At 37.4% G+C, this 18,857-nt stretch carries 9 protein-coding genes and 1 riboswitch; of the genes, 4 read left to right on the top strand and 5 right to left on the bottom strand.

Annotated features, from left to right (window positions below; translation table 11 throughout):
- Positions 1 to 289: 289 nt before the first annotated feature.
- Positions 290 to 688 (bottom strand): ExbD/TolR family protein, encoded by a 399-nt coding sequence (locus B0169_RS06940; protein WP_077285231.1) that lies wholly within the window; start codon positions 686 to 688, stop codon positions 290 to 292.
- A 379-nt stretch (positions 689 to 1,067) separates the two neighbouring features.
- Here B0169_RS06940 and B0169_RS06935 point away from each other — a divergent pair, with 379 nt between their 5' ends.
- The gene (locus B0169_RS06935; protein ID WP_077285230.1) at positions 1,068 to 2,756 is read left to right on the top strand and encodes a methyl-accepting chemotaxis protein; all 1,689 of its coding nucleotides are present in this window, start codon (positions 1,068 to 1,070) and stop codon (positions 2,754 to 2,756) included.
- Between the two features lie 130 nt (positions 2,757 to 2,886).
- Here the strand turns inward: B0169_RS06935 and B0169_RS06930 are convergent, their stop codons facing one another.
- A complete protein-coding gene (locus tag B0169_RS06930; RefSeq protein ID WP_077285229.1) occupies positions 2,887 to 5,046 on the bottom strand; it encodes a S46 family peptidase in 2,160 nt (719 codons plus the stop codon).
- 280 nt (positions 5,047 to 5,326) lie between these two features.
- Here B0169_RS06930 and B0169_RS06925 point away from each other — a divergent pair, with 280 nt between their 5' ends.
- On the top strand, positions 5,327 to 6,328 hold the full coding sequence (locus B0169_RS06925) for a GGDEF domain-containing protein (protein WP_077285228.1): 1,002 nt from the start codon (positions 5,327 to 5,329) through the stop codon (positions 6,326 to 6,328).
- Positions 6,329 to 6,375: 47 nt separating this feature from the next.
- Here the strand turns inward: B0169_RS06925 and bluB are convergent, their stop codons facing one another.
- Positions 6,376 to 7,140: a 5,6-dimethylbenzimidazole synthase gene (gene bluB / locus B0169_RS06920; RefSeq protein WP_077285227.1), complete on the bottom strand. Its 765-nt coding sequence runs from the start codon at positions 7,138 to 7,140 to the stop codon at positions 6,376 to 6,378.
- 41 nt (positions 7,141 to 7,181) lie between these two features.
- A riboswitch (cobalamin riboswitch) is annotated at positions 7,182 to 7,456 on the bottom strand.
- A 190-nt stretch (positions 7,457 to 7,646) separates the two neighbouring features.
- Positions 7,647 to 10,070: a S8 family serine peptidase gene (locus B0169_RS06915; RefSeq protein ID WP_077285226.1), complete on the bottom strand. Its 2,424-nt coding sequence runs from the start codon at positions 10,068 to 10,070 to the stop codon at positions 7,647 to 7,649.
- Between the two features lie 567 nt (positions 10,071 to 10,637).
- Here B0169_RS06915 and B0169_RS06910 point away from each other — a divergent pair.
- Positions 10,638 to 12,371, top strand: coding sequence for a S8 family peptidase (locus B0169_RS06910; protein ID WP_077285225.1), 1,734 nt, complete (start codon positions 10,638 to 10,640; stop codon positions 12,369 to 12,371).
- Between the two features lie 92 nt (positions 12,372 to 12,463).
- Complete coding sequence (locus B0169_RS06905; RefSeq protein WP_077285224.1) at positions 12,464 to 15,628, top strand: ligand-binding sensor domain-containing protein; 3,165 nt, start codon at positions 12,464 to 12,466, stop codon at positions 15,626 to 15,628.
- Here B0169_RS06905 and B0169_RS06900 read toward each other — a convergent pair.
- Positions 15,620 to 18,631, bottom strand: a complete 3,012-nt coding sequence (locus tag B0169_RS06900) for an ATP-binding protein (RefSeq protein ID WP_077285223.1) — start codon at positions 18,629 to 18,631, stop codon at positions 15,620 to 15,622. The two genes, B0169_RS06905 and B0169_RS06900, sit on opposite strands and share 9 nt — an antisense overlap.
- Positions 18,632 to 18,857: the final 226 nt, after the last annotated feature.

Raw genomic sequence — 18,857 nt, 5'->3', positions numbered from 1 at the left:
ATGGTAGTGTGGGAGTTCCCATGTGAGAGTAGGACATTGCTAGGCTTCTATTTAGAGAAACCCGTAGCTAACGCTACGGGTTTTTTGCTTTCTGAAATCCACTAAAGATAGCTATCACTAATAAGCTTTCAGTTTAAGACATAATCCACCGACACCTGAGAGCTTCGATCTGGCATCCTTTACTACCAGTTATTTCGTTTATGCAAATGAACATTGTACATTTATTAAAGAAAGGCTATTTTGAGCCGCCTTTCTTATTTGGTATTACTTTAAGGTGATGCACTAAATTTTACTTACCAATTGATATTGTTAGCTGTTGAAATGGTTTAATTCGGTCAATTACATTTACCACCATTTCATGAGTTGCTTCTGGATCAGCAATGACTACTGCACTGTTGGTTTGGTTTTCCGATAAAAAGCTCTCTATACGAGCTGATAGCCTCTCGATATCAACTAATTTACCATTAAACTTTAATTGACCTGTCTCAGCTATTTGCACAACTACAGTTGGGCTATTTACCTGTGAAGGATTGTTTTTCGCTTTTGGTCTATTAATTAGTAGCCCTTCTTCTTTGATGAAGGATGTTGTGACGATGAAAAATATTAATAAGATGAAAACAATATCTAACATTGGCGTCATATCTACATCAGCTTCTTGTTCTTCATGCATATGCTTTTTTCGGCTCATTCGATTCCCTTAGTGTGACAAGTAACTTTTGTTTGATATTTAATATGTACGAGGACCTACGTAGTTGCAAGTTTTAATTACGATTTTATTCGTACTTATAATGGGTTAACTACCCAGACTTTATATTTTGTTGCGTAAAATCAGATGCTTAAGTTTTTGTGACTATATGGGGTGAGGAGTGTTATTGAGCAAAATAGTGTCGATTGTATTAATTTTTAATCAAGTATATTGTTGGTTTTTGTAGCAGAGGGCTTATCTAGTCTAAAAATTATTTATCCTATACATGATATAAAACAACTAAAAGCGTATTTGTTCAAACGGTATTTTTATAACGTGTAATACTTTTTTAATGAATTATTTTTATTAAATTGGATACTCAATGAAAACAATGACGATAAAAAATAGAATTTTATTGCTTAGCATTTTGCCGTTAGTTTTTGCTATCTCAACAATCATGTTTTTAGTTCATTTCGAGCTTAGCGCCCTTGGTGATGAGCAAGTAAAAGATATTCGAAGCTCTATGATGAACGAAAAACGCGTCATCCTTAAAAACTATGTAGATATTGCACTTACTTCAATTAAAAGCGTCGTTGCTAGCGGCTCTTATGATGATGCTGTAATCAAAAAACAAGTGGCAGATCAATTGAGAGATATTCTTTTTGGCGAGTCGAAAGACGGTTATATGTTTGTTTACGACTATGGCGGTATTAATATCGTCATGGGGCCAAAGCCAGAGCTAGAAGGTAAAAACTTGTATGGGTTACAAGATGCGAATGGTGTAAATGTCATTAAAGATCTTATCGACAGCGCTAAAAGCGGCGGCGGATTTCTTGAATATAGCTGGAATAAACCCTCAAAGAATGCCGAAGCACCTAAACTTGGATTTGCTCAAGCTATTGAACAATATAACTGGATGGTTGGCACTGGTTTTTATATCGATGATATTGATGATGCAGTTATGGCTGCACATATGGAGATTGACAAAAGAATCAATAGAGCAATGATGTTGATAGCTATTGTAGGATTAGTGTTAATTGTTTTAGTTGCCTTTATTAGCCTATTTGTTACTGGGCGTATAACGAAACCAATACAAGATACAGTCTCTGCGCTTAACAATATCAGCCATGGAGAGGGAGATTTGACCCGACGATTAAAGGTATATGCAGATGATGAAGTGGGCCAAGTATCCATTAGTTTTAACCACTTTGTAGAAAAAATTCATCAACTAGTATTAGAGATAAAAGACAGTGTAGGAGATTTAAGTGAATCTACTCGTCAAATGAATATTGTTGTTACTCGCACCAATGAAAACGTCGCTAAACAAAAAGATGAAACTATGCATGCGGCAACTGCTGTGCATGAAATGGCTGCGACGGCTGAAGATGTTGCAGGAAATGCTTCAAGGGCCGCTGAGGCAGCACAACAAGCTGATAGTGAAACCGCTTCAGGGCAAATTATTGTTGAAGATACGATAGTATCGATATCTCATTTATCTGAGGATGTTAACCGTGCAACAGATGTGATCAATCAGCTAAGTGATGATGCTGAACAAATTGGTGATGTGATTAATGTTATTAAAGGCATTGCTGATCAAACTAACTTATTAGCTTTAAACGCTGCCATCGAAGCTGCGCGCGCAGGCGAGCTAGGTAGGGGGTTTTCGGTTGTTGCAGATGAAGTAAGAACACTTGCAAATCGTACACAACAGAGTACGGAAGAAATTAACCACATGATCGAATTACTATTGGGTCGTGTAAAAGAAGCCGTAGGTGTCATGAATAATAGTCGCTCACAAGGTGAAAATACTGTAATGCAAGCTCAGAAAGCTAGTGTTTCGTTAAAAACAATAATGGCTGCAGTGAGCACCATTACTAATATGAATACTCAAATTGCAACAGCTGCTGAAGAGCAAACTGTCGTGACTGATGAGATAAGTAGAAATGTTCAACAAGTTGCTGATATTGCCGAAGACTCTTCAGTGAAGGCTTTAGAGTTAGAGAGCACTTCTGCCGAATTAATATCCTTAGAAAATCGCTTAGCTGCAGTGGTAAACCAATTTAAAGTTTAAACTATAATAAACCAAGGCGTTTTTTGTTAATTAAAATAAGTAGAGCGTTTGCTATTAAATAATAAAAAATCCAGCAGTAGCTGGATTTTTTTACGTCATATTTTTACTTAATAGATTTTGCCTATTGGTTTTACTCAACAATATCCATTTCTTCGATTAGGTTGGTTGCATCATCAACATGTTCCATCACCCAAAGCATGTATTTAATGTCGACATGAATTGAACGATTTAGTTTTGTATCGTAATCCCAATCGCCAATAATACTTTCGTAAACACCGTCAAACACCAATCCGACAAATTCAGCTTTATCATTCAGGGTTGGAGAGCCAGAATTACCGCCAGTTATATCTAAGGTTCCCAAATAGTTTACTGGTACAGAGCCAAGTTCTTTTTTAGCATATTCGCCGTATTGCTTATTTTTGATTAGAGCAAGCTCTTTCTTAGGAGCATCAAATGGGGCAATGCCGGTATCTTTTCTAACAATACCTTCCAGTGTTGTGAAAGGAGTTGCCACGAGTCCATCTTGAGGTGAGTAGCCTTTAACATTACCGTAGGTTACACGTAGGGTGCTATTAGCATCAGCATATACTGGTAGATCTTTTGCGTTAAAGTACGCAATCAATGCTTCCATATATTTAGGGCGAAAAGACTGAATGTTACCAGAAAGTTCTTCGTTAGATTCTTCAATATGCTTGCGCTCTTCATAGGTATCTACGGCTAATTGAATGAAAGGGTCATTGCTCTTTGAAAAATCTACTGGTGTTTTATTCATCCAAGCTAAACGAGTATCTTGATCATTTAATGTTGTTGCCTGGTACATTTTTGCTAGTTTAGCCTGCAATTGCTGTTCATTAGTGTTTTGCTCAATATTAAAAAATTTATCAAGTGAAGCTAAACGTTGTGATTTTGGCAATTGAATATAGTGTTTAAACATAGCCAGTAGAATTTTCTGGTCCATTTGAGCATCGTAACGGCGATTAACGGCTTTCATACTTTGCTCAAAACCAGCAATATCGCGTTCTTGGTAGCCTCGCTTACGTTCAACATTAGGCTTTTTATTCTCAAGTGATAAGCGATGTAAACGTGTAGCAGTGCTTAGCATTTTGCTGTAATTCATATAACCTAAGATTAAGTCTCTGGCTTGGTTTTGCTGATCTTGTTTAATTAAGCCATTTAAACCTTTTAAGGCATCACCGTATTTAGCTTGGCGCTTTGCTGAAGCATTTATCCATTGAGTAAGTTCAGACTCTAGTGATTGCTTACGCACTAAAGTTGTGCCTTTGTTGTAGCTTTCAACCATGCTGCCATAGTTTTTTGCGTAGTTAGCAAGTCCAGCTAAAGTACTTTCATATTTAATTCTTACATCGCTACTTGGGGCTGAATTATCATGAATAATATCAATTATTTCTTCACGGTAAGCTTTAGCTTGTGGGTATGTCCACGTAAATTGGTTTTCAACTTCTAGCGCTGTACGATAGCGGTTTGTTCTACCTGGGTAGCCTAACACCATGATGTAGTCATTTTCATCAACGCTACTTTTATTAACTTTTAAGTGATGTTTTGGTTCATAGGGTACGTTTTCGACGCTGTAGTCAGCTGGCTGTCCATCTTTGCCTACATAAGCACGATAGAAGCCATAATCACCGGTGTGTCTTGGCCACATCCAGTTATCAATATCCCCGCCGTATTTACCAATGCTGCTAGCTGGAGCATGTACTAAGCGCACATCACGAATGGTCAATTGCTTAAATAGGTAATATTCTAGGCCGCCATGAAAGTTAACTACACTACAGCGGTACTTACTGTCACTTTCACACTCGGCAACGAGTGATTTAGAGCTAAGGTCGATACTGTTAAAACGCTGTGAACCTGTCATATCTGAGCTTAATGCTGCTTGGATAATATCAGTCACGGGGGTTATTTCTTCTGTGACATAAATCCTACTTCCTGGCGTTGCTGGTAGCTCTTCTTTGAATGACTTGGCCAAGAAACCATTTTTTAGTAGGTTGTTTTCTTCAGTAGAGTTGTACTGTACTGAGCCATAAACACAATGGTGGTTAGTAGCAACAAGACCTTTGTCTGAAACAAAAGAGGCAGTACAACCGCCCAAACTGACGATGGCACCCATAGGAAAGCCAGTAAGGTCGGTTAATGAGTTAGGATCAAGTTTTAATCCTGCATCAACAAGTTTCTCAGCGATAGTAGGGAGTTGATGCGGTTGCCACATCCCTTCATCTGCTATTGTTGCTGTCGATGCTAATGCAAAGCATAGTGAAGCAAATTTTTTCATTGTTATTCTTCTCAAAAAGTTAATGGTTAAGGCTAGCAGCAGTTTGCTGTATCACCGATAATTAGTCAAAAAAATTTGTTAATTACTCTGTAGCTAAACAGCGATGATAAAATAAGCCAACTATTTGATTAAAAGCATTAAACAATAAAAATTAGTTCTTTAATGCTTGTTGAATGCGACGTGTTTCTATAGTCTTACAAATACCAGTAAATAAATATCTACACTTTTATTTATCTCACTTTATAGACTTCCTAAATAAAGAGACTCTTAAGGAGTATTCGTGCTTATTAAAGATAATTTTGATGAGGCGTTAAAGTTCAGTGAATCGACCAATGAATTTTTATCGCATTACCAAATTCCACCTAGCCCGGTAAACTACTCGGTTATCTATCTGCATGTCAGTAAGCGTAATGAAAAACTAAGTGTAGAGTTAGAACGACATCTACAAACCTATCAAGAAATCGATTTAATCTTTATCGAAGGCTTATTTGAAAAATATATTTCAAACTCTCATACTATTGATAAGCAAATACTTGATCCTATTGAAAAAGCTTTAGCTTCTACTTTGGAGAAGATCAACCTACAAGTAGATAGTGATAAAACGGTAGCATCAAACTTAAAAAAGGCTGAGCAAGCACTGACAAAGCATGAGTATCATAAGTCCATGCAAAGTATTGTGGCATTTTTAATGAGCAGTATAACGACATCTCAACAACAGCATGGTGATTTATCTCTAGAGTTAACTAGAGCTTGTGGTGAGGTTAATTTTCTTAAGTCTAAACTCGAAGCCGCACGTCATGAGGCTATTGTTGACTCTTTAACAGGGCTATATAATCGCCGAGGCTGTGATATGAAGTTACAAGAACTCGATATAGAGCAGGTTCATTCTTCATTAGCTATTGATATTGATCATTTTAAAAGTGTAAATGATCAGTTTGGTCATTTTATAGGTGATAAGGTGATTCAGCGTATTGCTAAAGTCATTAAAGCGACCATCTCAGATCAAGATATTGCTGTGCGCTTTGGTGGTGAAGAGTTTGTGGTTGTAATGGTTAATAAAACCATGACACAAGCACATGAAGTGGCTGAAAAAATTAGACTGGCAATATCGCAATTAAAGTTAATGCAAAGGGACTCTAAAGCCTACTTGCCTAAAATATCAGTATCGATTGGTATTGCTCAACGACAAGATGAGCTTAATTGGACCGCATTGTTTGAACAGGCTGATACCGCTTTATACCAAGCTAAAAACAACGGTAGAAATAGAAGCGTTTGTTTATAAACGCTTCTATTATTTGAGCTGAACTTATTAGAGCCGCACTTTATTTTTTAAGGGTGAAATGATTGTGGAAATGTTTGATTTGACTTTAATGCTTTAATTAATGCTTGTTCGCTTTCATTTCTAGCCTCTTGGCCCCAACCATTAAAATTAACTAACTCGTCAATAGGTCTTCTTGGTAACCAGTTTGCAGACTCTAGCTCTGGTTTTTTCTGAAAGTGACTGACATAACCAAGGCACAAATAAGCGATTGGTACGACAGAATCAGGCAAAGCGAGTGTTGCTTTTAAGGTGTCATGATGCAGAATTGAAACCCAGCCAACGCCTAAACCTTCCGCACGAGCAGCAAGCCAAAAGTTTTGTACCGCACATACCGAGCTATATAAATCCATTTCTTTCATATGAGTTCTGCCAATCACTGTTTTGCCTGTTCGGTTGCGATCGCAAGTAATACAGATATTGATAGGTGACTCAATAATGCCTTCAAGCTTTAAGTTCTTATACTTTTCTTGCTTACTTGCTTCAAACATTGTTTGGGCTTCTTGATGAGCAAGGGTAAAACTTTGATGTATTTTAGTTTTTACTTCAGGACATTGTATAACAATGAAGTTCCAAGGCTGCATAAAACCAACAGATGGCGCATGGTGGGCAGCATATAGTATCCTGCTTAGTACATCATTTGGAATTTTAGTGGCTAGAAATTGCCCTCTAACATCTCTGCGGTTAAAAATTGATTTATATAAGCCATATTGCTCTTGTTCATTAAATTGATGCGTCGCTTTTGGCTGCGCGGTGTTGTTATTGAATAAATCCAAAATATTCCCCTTCTTGGACTTTAAAAGCGGTCGGCCTTCCACTTTGTTGGCATTATTAGGCAGGTCTTCTGACTAAGACATAAATTTAGATAAAATAAATTAAAGTTTGATACCTTCCCAGCATTTATTGCCAGTGGCTTTAATATCGGTTTTAAACCTAAAGGTATTGTGCAAGTGCATAAGATTGCTCTCCGATATTTTCAAACTAATACGTCATTACAGCGTTGGGCACGTACTGGATTTTCACCAATTTCCCTATTCTCCTGAACTTACCCACTAAAAGTAAGTAACAAGCACCTAATAATAAGTTATCAGGACTATAACACTGCCGGTATAAGTTGAAAAAATTATCTTTAATTTAGCGTATATATTTATTGATAAAATCAGCAGTGGCGAGGCGAGGTGAGTGATTGACCAAGTTGACGGATAAAAAAAAGGGAAGATAAATTAATATCTTCCCTAGTTACAATCTAGTTGGGAGTCTAGTTCGGGGTATTTCTATATCTTTATGGGTTGTATGTTACGTCTAAGCTCACACCACTTGACGCAGCGTATCCATAAATACCTATATGCCAGGTATCGGCTATTGGGTTAGTAAATGGGCATGCTTCTGTGTTACCACTTTTATAAGGGCGACAGTCATAAGTTGAAGTTGTCGGTTGCGCACCACGACGAATGTACATATCAGCATCACCAGAGCCACCACTCATATTGAAATCAAGTGTTGCCATACCTGCAGGTACATCAATGGTGTAATAAGTCCATGCGCCACGTGCAACTGTTATATCAGTTACTGAGGCACTACCACCTGTAGCATCACCGCCACCGCCAGTTGACCCTTCAGTGAAGCTACCTGTTAAATTCACACCAGAAAAGGCAGAATATCCAATAACTTTCACATAATAAGTACCTTCTTGTGCTGTCTCTATCGGACAAGACTCAGCATTTCCGCCCTTATATGGTCGACAATCATAGCTTGTAGTTGTTGGTGCTGAGCCAAATTTAACATAAAGATCAGCATCACCTGTCCCACCAGCCATGGTAAAGTTAAGATCGGTTGCACCGGCAGGCACTTCCATAGTAAAGCTTAATTCCTGTGCTGCAGCACCAGACAAGTTGGTTTTAGCTATGTTATTTTCTAAGACACTGCTACCACCTGTTGGTGGTGTAGTGCCACCATCACCACAACTTGCGGCTAATGCGTCAGAAGCAGCTTTTGCCTGCACTAAACCGTAACCGGTTTTGTTATCACGGCCAGCAACGTCCAAATCAATAGCTGTTGATTTTAATGCGTTACGTACTTCTGTTGCTGAACAGTCAGGGTTATTACTCCAAACTAAGGCTGCTACGCCTGTAACGTGTGGGGTTGCCATCGATGTACCGTTATAATAAGCGTAATCTTGATTGCCAACTACATTCAAGCTAACGTTTGCTCCAAGTTGTCCCATTAGTTGTAAGCCAAGATCGCGATTTATTGACACAGTAGGTACAGTAACGTCGGTATTGGCATCAACTAAAAATGGATTTTGAAGACCTGGTCGAGTGCTATTACTATAAACAATTACGCCAGATGCTCCGGCATCAGCACAAGCTTTAGCTGGGTTTATTTCAGGATAATTACTGCCTTTTTGGTTATCGTTACGTTCAGCTAAACAAATATTACCAGCAACATTTGAACAACTATAACTGCTACCTGAAAGCGTACAGGCAGATAAAACACCGTTTGCGGCACTGTTAACATTACTGACGGTGAAGCTACCACCGCTTTGTATGTAGTGTGTTTGTGGTACAACTTCATCGTTACCATAGGTTGTTGAACCTAAGGTGATATAACCTAAACGGCCATCACCCGCCACGGTTGATAAAATAGCTTCACCAGGTGCTGAAATTTCAACTTGTGAAGTATATTGTGAAAACTCTGCATGTTGACGACCTTGATCAAGTGCACCTACAGCCATAACAGAATCATAAGATGCAGGGTAAGATAGTGTTGAATCGCCATCGTTACCCGATGCAGCAATAAGTAAAACACCTGCATCAGCTGCAGCTTGTAATGAGTTACGTTCTGCATTGCTTGAGCCAGCACCACCTAAACTCATATTAATAACTTTTGCTCCATTGTTAACACAGGTGTCAACGGCATCAATGAGTTCACCTGTGTAACCCCACCCAGCTTCGTTAAATACTTTAACAATGTGCAGGTTGACATTAGTGTTTGGCATAATACCAACAACACCTTCTGAGTTATTTACTGCTGCAATAGTTCCTGCGACGTGTGTACCGTGCGAACCACCATTTTGGTACCAATTACCGGTACCTGAATTGTTGGTACCAGAAGCATTGTTTGCATTTAAATCAGGATTAGCACGTTCGTAACCTGAGTCAATAATACATACCGTCATATTCGCTGCATCGTTGTCAGAAATAAGATCTGATTGGGTATCGGCAATGCCCCAAGGTTGATTTTGAGCCATTAAATAACGTTTGTAATCTGGTTCTGCAAATTCTACATCAGCATGACTGTTCAGCTCCATCACCATTGCTTTAACATCATTAATGTGTTTTTGCTGACCTAGTGAGATAACGTGGCGACCATTCTTTAACTTTTTCAGATGTTTCAGGCTATTGCCTGCTTTTTTAGCCAAACCTTTCGGCATAGCTTTTTCTGAGGTTACACCATTTAAAGTTTGTGCTTCAAAACCATTCTTATACTTAACAATGATTCTGTCGGTAAAGTCATAACTCTTAAATTTTTGTTGTTCACGCCATTGGCTAAAGCCTTTATTGACCGCCGTGGATGAACTCTGAGCACCAATGAGGATCGGCTGGGTTATTTCAGCTGCTTCAAATGTTTGTGCGTTGCTTATACTGCTAGCCGCAAGAATTGATAGTGTTAATGCACTTAAACCTAGTATTTTTTTATTTCTCATCTGAGTCGAACTCCAATTTGAATTTGTTTTTACGCTTAATGGAGCATGCTAGATGCAACATAGGACGTATTATTTTTATCGTTGGATGATTTGTCATCGCTAACAAGCTTGTCGTTTTTTACAGCGACTGAATAGTAAGTCTAAGACTTTTTTTAGCATAAAAACGACAAGTGAAGAAAAGGCTTTTTTATTTAAGCTTTTGTTTATAAATGCTTTAATTTTTTCATGTCGGTTTGTTTCGAAAAAATGTCGCAATAGTGCTAGGTGGGTTTTTATTAAATGCTACTATCAAATTTCTTATTAGGTTTAGCGTTAACTTACCTATTAATAACAAAACAATTTTAACTGTTTTTTTGATTTTAGTTATGAAGACAAGATTAAAAATCATTAGTAGGTGTGGTAGTGTTTGGTTAGATAATCGAGGGCAAGCCTTGATGTCATAGTGTTGAAGTTACAAAGATCATCAATAGTTGATACTTAATGTATACGAACCTGAACATATGAAGTTATTCACCCTGATGTTTTTAAGATAATTTAGCAAGATGTAACAAGCAAAGGGGATATTAAATGCTGTTCACTTCAATAAAAAAAAATATAAAACCACTGTCAATAGTTTCTCTGGTTATTTCGGTCGTAATGCTAACTGGCTTTATGTCGGTAGCTAAAGAAAATAATAGTAAGAGTTCTTATATTATTAGTGCGAAAAACTTTGTTGTCTTAAAAGACAACTTGAAAAAAATGGGCGTTAAGCCAAGCCATGAATTAAGTATCATTGATTCCGTTGCGGTTGATTTAACGCCAGATCAATTAAAGCAATTAAAACAGCAGCAAGAAATTAAAGTTTCGAGTAACCATAAAGTTGAATTGAGTGCGCTCAACTATGGTCAACGTCGTTGGCAGCCTAAATCGGTTGTTACCGAGCAAGTTGATGCAACTTATGTGCATAACCGAGGCAATTTTGGCGAAGGTGTCACAATTGGCTTTTTAGATACTGGTCTTGAGCAATTACCTGGCTTATCAACAGACCTAGATGGTCGAGATAAGGCATGGGGTACTTATGATGCTATTAACGATACTGTCAGCAATTATGGTCAGGAAGAAAGCGGTCATGGTACCCATGTCGCAAGTATCGCTGTTAACAGTGACTTTGATGTTAATGGGCAAATTTATGGTGTTGCACCTAATGCCGCTCATGTGGGTATAAAGGCCTTTGATGCTGAGGGTAAGGCGACTTACGCTGATGTTATTCGAGGAATAGGGTGGGCATTACAAGTTAAAGAGCAAATTAATTTACGGGTCTTAAATATGTCTTTTAGTGGCCCTGCACGATCGCTTTATTGGGATGACCCATTAAATAAAGCGGTAATGAAAGCGTGGCAAGCAGGCATTGTTGTGGTGGCCTCCGCAGGTAATAAAGGTCCAGACCCAATGACGATAGGTGTTCCTGGAAATGTTCCATATATTATAACGGTTGGTGCGATGACAGATGACTATACGTCGTTTAATTATAGTGATGATAAAGTAGCATCTTTTAGTAGTGCTGGGCCTACGGTAGAGGGTTTCGTTAAACCCGATATCATTGCACCAGGAGGACATATTTCTGGTTTAATGTCTTTTGATTCGCAAATAGTGACCGAACATCCGGAGTTTCATGATGGTGGACGATACTTTGAAATGTCGGGTACTTCCCAAGCAGCAGCTGTGGTTTCTGGAGTAGTGGCGCTAATTTTGACGGATAACCCAACACTAACCCCAGACCAAGTTAAATGCCGAATTATGAGTAGTGCTTATCGAGGTGATAATACGGACGGTAGTTTACGTTACAGTGTTTTTCAGCAAGGAGCAGGATTAATCAGTGCTTATTATGCGATCGAAAGTAACAACGATGATTGTGCTAATACAGCGTTAGATATTGCTAAAGATTTAAATGAAGAAGAGCATTATTTTGGTCCTGCTAATATTAACGAAGATGGTGATTTTTATGTTGAAGGTTTAGGTCAAGAATATATTTGGGATAATGAAGATAATAGTTTTATTGGTGATGGTTTGCTTTGGAAGGTCTCAAATGAAGATACTTCCGCATGGCAAGATACAGCAACAACTGATGGTTTACTTTGGAAAGTATCGTTCGAGACAGATGGTTTGCTTTGGAAAGTAAACTATGATGATATTAATACTGAAGGCTTACTTTGGAAGGTAGATTATGATGATGTTACAACGGAAGGGTTGCTTTGGAAAGTAAGTCTAAGTGACATCAATATAGCAACTATAGGTATCAATAGTTGGGTTGAACCACAGTAGTGGCAAAACTTACCTTAACAAGCCACTGAGAAATTAGTGGCTTTTTTATTGAAGCAGCTTAACTTTTTCTATAACTCACGGCTTAATACTCGATGTTAAAAATATTATATATTCTAGCAATTATTCTCTTTAGCACGACGAGTAATGCGAGCGAAGACCGGTTATTCAAGAGCTTCTCTTCTGATAATCCAATGTCCTATCGATTTACCATGTCTATTGCACAAGATAAAGATGGCTTTATGTGGTTTGGTGCCCAAGAAGGCTTACATCGATTCGATGGTCATAAGCTCGTTAGTTATTATCATGAAGCGGAAAAAGAGAATTCATTAAGCTCTAATGTTATTAGTCGTGTACTTATTGATAAAAAACAAAATTTTTGGATAGGAACTCGTGGAGGCGGTGTCAATTTATTTAATAATGACATGCAAAGTTTTACACATATTACGACTAAAACCCATGATACAGCATTAACCAGTGATGCTGTTAATACCCTATACGAAGATACTAAAGGACAAATATGGGTCGGAACAGAGAATGGCTTGAATATTATTCGTCGCCAGGACGAACGTTGGAGTGTCCAACAAATTTACCAACAGCTTGGTAATGAAAATACCTTATCAAACAATACTATTCATGCGATTACCGAAACCAATAATGAAATTTGGATTGGAACAAATGGTGGCGGAATATCAGTTTTTAATTTTAAAGGGGAGTTTCAACGTACGATGAACTCTCGATTTAATAAGAAAGATTACATAACTAAATTCATAAACTCTCTATTCACAGATGCTGATGACGTAGTTTGGATTGGCACTACAGATAAGGGGTTAGTCAAATATGATGCAGAATTGGATCGGTTTATCAGTTTTCAGACCATGGAAGGTGATAGCTCAAGTGTTAGCAGTAACACCATTCATTATGTCTATCAAGATTTAAGCAAAAGAATTTGGGTTGCTACCGATAATGGTCTTTCTATATATAACGAGAAACAGGAAAACTTTGAGCGCTTTAATCACTCTCCAAATAACCAATACAGTGTTAGTAATGATTTTATTATGACTCTGTTTGAAGATAATGACGGTTTAATGTGGATTGGTACATTTACTGGTGTTAATCGTTGGGATCCAACAATGACTACATTTAAACAGTATACAGAAACCCGCTTCCCCATTCTCAATGCTCCTAATGTAACAAGCTTTACGCAAATTAATAAAAATGAAATTGTATTCAGTACATATAGTGGTGGTATTTTTACCTTAAATAAGTCAGAAAATAGTATACAACGATTAACGATTTCTAGTTATTTTACAGATATGAGAATTATGACATTATTTTCGGATGAAAATATCTTGTGGGTTGGCACTCGGGCTTCAGGTCTTTATAAAATCGATATGCTTACAGGCACTAGTGTTGCTTACGAGCATGATGAAAAAGATGACAGGTCAATCTCTGCGAATAGTATTACTGATATAATTAAGGACAAATCTGGAAATATTTGGGTTTCAACTTTTTATCAAGGGCTTAATCGCCTGAATAAAAATGATGAATTTACCCGCTATGTTAACGATAAAGATAGGCCAGAGCTTGGTCCAAGTAGTAATTCAATTTTACACCTATTAGAAGATGAACAAGGCGTAATTTGGATAGCTACATATGGGGCTGGCTTAAATCGTTATGATCCTATTAGCCAAAAATTTCTTCATATTAACCACGACGATAACAATGTATCGAGTATCTCAAGTGACTTAACTTGGTTTCTATTTATTGATAACAACAAGAGTTTATGGGTCGGTACGCAAGCTGCAGGTTTAAACATATTAAGCTATGCAGATAGAGTGGCAGAGAATTTTTCATTTACCCACCTTGATACAAAAGACGGTATGAAAAGCCAAACTATTTATGGCTTGTCTCAAGATGAGTATGACGATATTTGGTTAAGCTCGAATCAAGGCGTTTCTCGATTTACGCCGTCATCAAAGCGTTTTAAACATTTTGATCTAAGCCACGGGTTAGTTGATTTAGATTTTAATCATAGCGCTATATTTAAAGACTCAATGGGAACACTGTATTTTGGCTCAGGAAAAGGTTTTTCAAGTGTTGAACCCACACAAAGTAATATCACTCTTTCTGCTCCCAAAGTTAGGTTAACCAATATACTGAAATTAAATACCGCCATAAAAGCGGAAACAGCATTATCCGAAGTAAAGAAATTAACACTGAACTATGATGATCAGCTTGTTTCATTCGAATATGTTGGCCTTAATTATACTAATCCAGACTCTACTCAATATAAATATCGACTCTTAGGTTTTGATCAAGAATGGCTTGATGCGGGCAAGTCGCGCCGAGTGTCTTACACCAATTTGCCAGCAGGTAATTATCAACTACAAGTTATTGCAGGCAATAATGACAATATATGGAGTGACCCCGGCTTATCACTTAATATTATTGTTAAATCAGCCCCTTGGAATACTTGGTGGGCATACATTTTATATACCTTAGCCGTGGCTTTATCTTTATTGTTTTACTCTCGATTATTAAATCGTAAATTGGTCATAGAACAGCAACAAAAATTGTATTTAGAGCAACAAGTTCACGAAAAAACAGAGAAGTTTAAGTCGAAAAATCTAGAGCTAGCACAAGCTAATAAACAACTCGAAAAAGCGGCGATTGTTGATAAGGTTACCGGGGTCAAAAGCCGGCGCTATTTAGATATTTATATCGAACAAACTAGTCAGTTGATGAACCAAATGCATCAAAACTTGCTACCTGTGCAAAGAGATATGTTGCCACGCCTTTATATTTTGATGGTGCAATTAAAAAGCTATTCAGAGATTAGTAACAGCCAACTCATTAATATTACAGACTTGTTACTTTATAGTCGCAATAATGACGATCTTGTGATTCGCTGGTCTCATGATACTTTTGCTGTCATTGGTTATGAAAAGGGTAATAATGCCAATGAATTAGCCGCACGTTTAGCCGCTCGACTGAAAAGCGAAATTGATGATAGTACATCAATGAATATGGCTTATTCATTCTTTCCATTTAGCAGGGAAAACCCATTAGACTTAACGTGGGATCAAATCAGCGTATTGATTGAACAAGCGCTTACCTTTACCGATACAGACCCACAACTTGCTTGGTTGGGGCTATGTGGGCCCAAGTCTGCTCGCTTTGATTACTTACAACTTATGCAAAAGCGTAGTCTTGTTAATCTAAAAGAGCAGGTGATAACTAAGTCAGGCTTAAACTGATGGACGCTGCTTTTTTAATTGCTGTTGTTGATATTGCTTAGGAGTACAGGCAAACATTTCTTTAAAGCAACGGCCAAAATATGTTTGTGAGGAAAATCCAACATCAAGGGCAATGCGACCAATTTGAGAGCCGTTCTGCAATAATATTTTTGCTTTTTTAAGGCGAAACTCTTTAATGAAATTATTGGGGGTTATACCAATTAATGCTTTAATTTTGCGTTGTAATTGTCGCTCACTCATTGCCATTTTTGCTGCTAATTGCACAATGTCTAAATCGGTATCAGTGTAAACTTGGGCTGTTATTGCTTCTAGTTTTTCCAAGAATTTATTGTCAAGCGTTACCTCGTCACTACTAACGTGTGTGAGTTCGGCTACATTATTAAAACTGGTATTTTTTCTGTTTATTTGCAGATCTTTTTGTAAGTTATTTAAATAGTGTTTTTGTAGTTTTTCACGGTTTCGGATCAAATTCCCAATACGGGTTAATAATTCCTGATGATTGAATGGTTTACTTAAATACTCATCTGCTTGTAAATTTAAGCCATGTAAACGACTATCTAAGTCAGAGCGAGCTGTTAGTAAAATGACAGGAATATGCGAGGTTAGTTCATGACTTTTGAGTTGTTTTAAAACCGCAAAGCCATCTATACCCGTTAGCATAATATCGCACACGATAATATCAGGAATATACTCTTGGGCTAAAGTTAAACCGAGCTCTCCGCTACCTGCGAGCAATGTATGATGGCTTTGCTCAATAACTTGTTTGATATGGCTTTGCATATCTAAATTATCTTCTATGACCAGTACCACCTTTTGGCTGTGGTTTCTGGTATCTTTAATTGGGTTGTGCGGCTCTGTTAATAATGACGCGACTTCTATTTGAGATATACACGTTGGGGTTGACTTCTCTTCTGTTAGCGCTGCTGCTGAAGGGATAATTAAAGAGAACTTGCTGCCTTTATTGTATTCACTAACCACATTAATTTGCCAATTGTGGGCTTTAACAAGCTCGTTAACTAACGATAGACCGATACCAACACCAAACACTCCTTGGTTTTTTTCGTCATCAGCACGTTGAAAACGTTCAAAAATCTTACTTTGTGAGTCGGGCGCAATACCAATACCCGTGTCAATAATATCAAGTGTAAAATTATCACTATTACTATGTGCGATAACTTGAATACTACCACCTGCAGGTGTGTACTTAATGGCATTAGCTATTAGGTTAAAAATGATTTTATCAAATGCTTGAGCGTCACAATCAAGCCATATAGTGTCAGGTATATCACAAGTTAACGTTAGCTTGTTTTGTGTGGCTAAGCGACTAAATGAATCCGCAGGCATCGACATTAATGTTTTTAGGCGATATGTGGCCATGGTGAGTTGTGGGTTGTCAGATAAACGGGAAAGTTCGAGCAACTGTTCAACCATACGAACGAGTCGTAAGCCATTGCGTTTCGCTGTTTTAAGTTCTTTGCCTTCTTCGTCACTTTGAGCTTTAACTAAGTAGCGATCTAAAATGCCATTGATAATGGTTAACGGTGTTCTAAATTCATGTGAAATATTGGCAATAAATTTATCTTTTAAATCCAATGCTTGTTGTTCCGCAAGTTTTCTAGCCGTGAGATTAATAAAGGTGATAACAACTAGGGGCTGTTCTTCTCTTTCCGCCCATTGTAACTCTGCTTGCACTGGAAATTCTGTACCATCTTTACGTGTTGCTGTGCACTCAATTGAGATGCCAGCGTCTTTACGTTGTAAAGTATAGACATTACTTTTAAAGTCAAAAAAGTAATGCATTTGGTCGTCAACGGAAAAAAAATTACTGACTCGAGTCGAGATGATTTCGCGCTCCAAGCACTGGAATAGTTGCACTGCCGCAGGGTTTGCAGAAAGAACAGCACCATCGGTACTAGTGGTTAATATGGCATTACTAGAGGCATTCACTATCGCCTTATCTTCACTGTTAAGCATAGCGTTAGTTAAGCGTAAGTTAAGTTCAACTAAGGCTTGTTGTGCTGATTCTTGCAGTTTGATTTTTTGTTGTCTTTTATGGCCAATTCGATTCTTACGATAGGTTATGGTTGCCAATAATGTCAGCGCGATACCAAGCCAAGTGATAATTAAAATTGACTGTAAGTAAGATTCAATATTGTAGTGTAATTTAAGTTCTACACCGGTTAAGTGAATTGATATTGAGCTAAATATTAACACTAAAAGGTAGACTTCAGGTGTTGACGAAGCTGTCGTTTCTTTTGACTCAGATAATGGTCTTGCCGAGTGACTAGCGGCAATATTCAGGGCGCAATAAGGTATAAAAGTTAATAGCGTTGCTAGATATATTGGCAATGAAATGAACAGCCAATGATTTAAATATTCAATAAGGTTTTCTAATAGCATGGCTGCAGCAGCTATGGTGAGTATGCTATAAATTCGACACCAAAATTTACTCTGACATTGGTAACTGTTAATTGCAAGACGGATAAAAATCAGTGCCGCAATCAAAAGATGAAATAACTGTGAAGAGGCGACTTTATCTTTGGCGTTATCAGCAAACTCAGTCGGCAATAAAACAAAGTAACTGAAACAGATTAGCGTGAAAAAAATGGCTGCAACTCGGCTACTAATGTTCTTATTGTTTTTTGTTTCACTTATATGCGGGTTAGTTTCTATTGCTAAAATAACAAAAAAATAACTGCACAGCGTGAAAAAATCTTGTAATAACAGGCTGTAATTGATGATCGTAAAGCTAAATAATAGGTTTGATATCAACGAGGATAATAATGCTAAAGTGATAAATTGCCAAAAAAGCTTCAACGCTCTTTTTTTAATAATCAAATAACAGGTAGTGACAAAACAAACACTTAAGCTTTGCAGTAGTAATAATGGTGCTTTTTTAAGCCATATTTCATCAAAATGTAAAATATCATTTATCAAAAAATAGGGGAACAAGGTCAAAATGATACTAACGCTTAAAAATAATTTTTTATATGTAATCTGCAAATTTATAACCTAATGGCAACACCTTTATTGGGGTTTACCAACTTGGTATTTATCTCGTTGTTAGCAGTATACATTATGTTAATTTATTGTGAATCATCAAGCATGGATATATTGTTTTTGTTTTATAGGCTTTTGCTGAGATATTGATAAGTAATTAGCTTGTGTGCTTTTATTACGCCTCAATGTCGCATTAAAGCAAAACATTGAGGCGTAACAGGCGTAACGA

Origin of the sequence: Cognaticolwellia aestuarii, from assembly GCF_002000025.1 — a bacterium.
Lineage (GTDB): Bacteria > Pseudomonadota > Gammaproteobacteria > Enterobacterales > Alteromonadaceae > Cognaticolwellia > Cognaticolwellia aestuarii.
This window is presented reverse-complemented; position numbering and strand designations above follow the sequence as displayed.

Bases quoted from the DNA above. Each gene is read 5' to 3' on its own strand.
- B0169_RS06940 (WP_077285231.1), bottom strand. From the start codon at position 688: ATGAGCCGAAAAAAGCATATGCATGAAGAACAAGAAGCTGATGTAGAT.
- B0169_RS06935 (WP_077285230.1), top strand. From the start codon at position 1,068: ATGAAAACAATGACGATAAAAAATAGAATTTTATTGCTTAGCATTTTG.
- B0169_RS06930 (WP_077285229.1), bottom strand. From the start codon at position 5,046: ATGAAAAAATTTGCTTCACTATGCTTTGCATTAGCATCGACAGCAACA.
- B0169_RS06915 (WP_077285226.1), bottom strand. From the start codon at position 10,070: ATGAGAAATAAAAAAATACTAGGTTTAAGTGCATTAACACTATCAATT.
- B0169_RS06910 (WP_077285225.1), top strand. From the start codon at position 10,638: ATGCTGTTCACTTCAATAAAAAAAAATATAAAACCACTGTCAATAGTT.
- B0169_RS06905 (WP_077285224.1), top strand. From the start codon at position 12,464: ATGTTAAAAATATTATATATTCTAGCAATTATTCTCTTTAGCACGACG.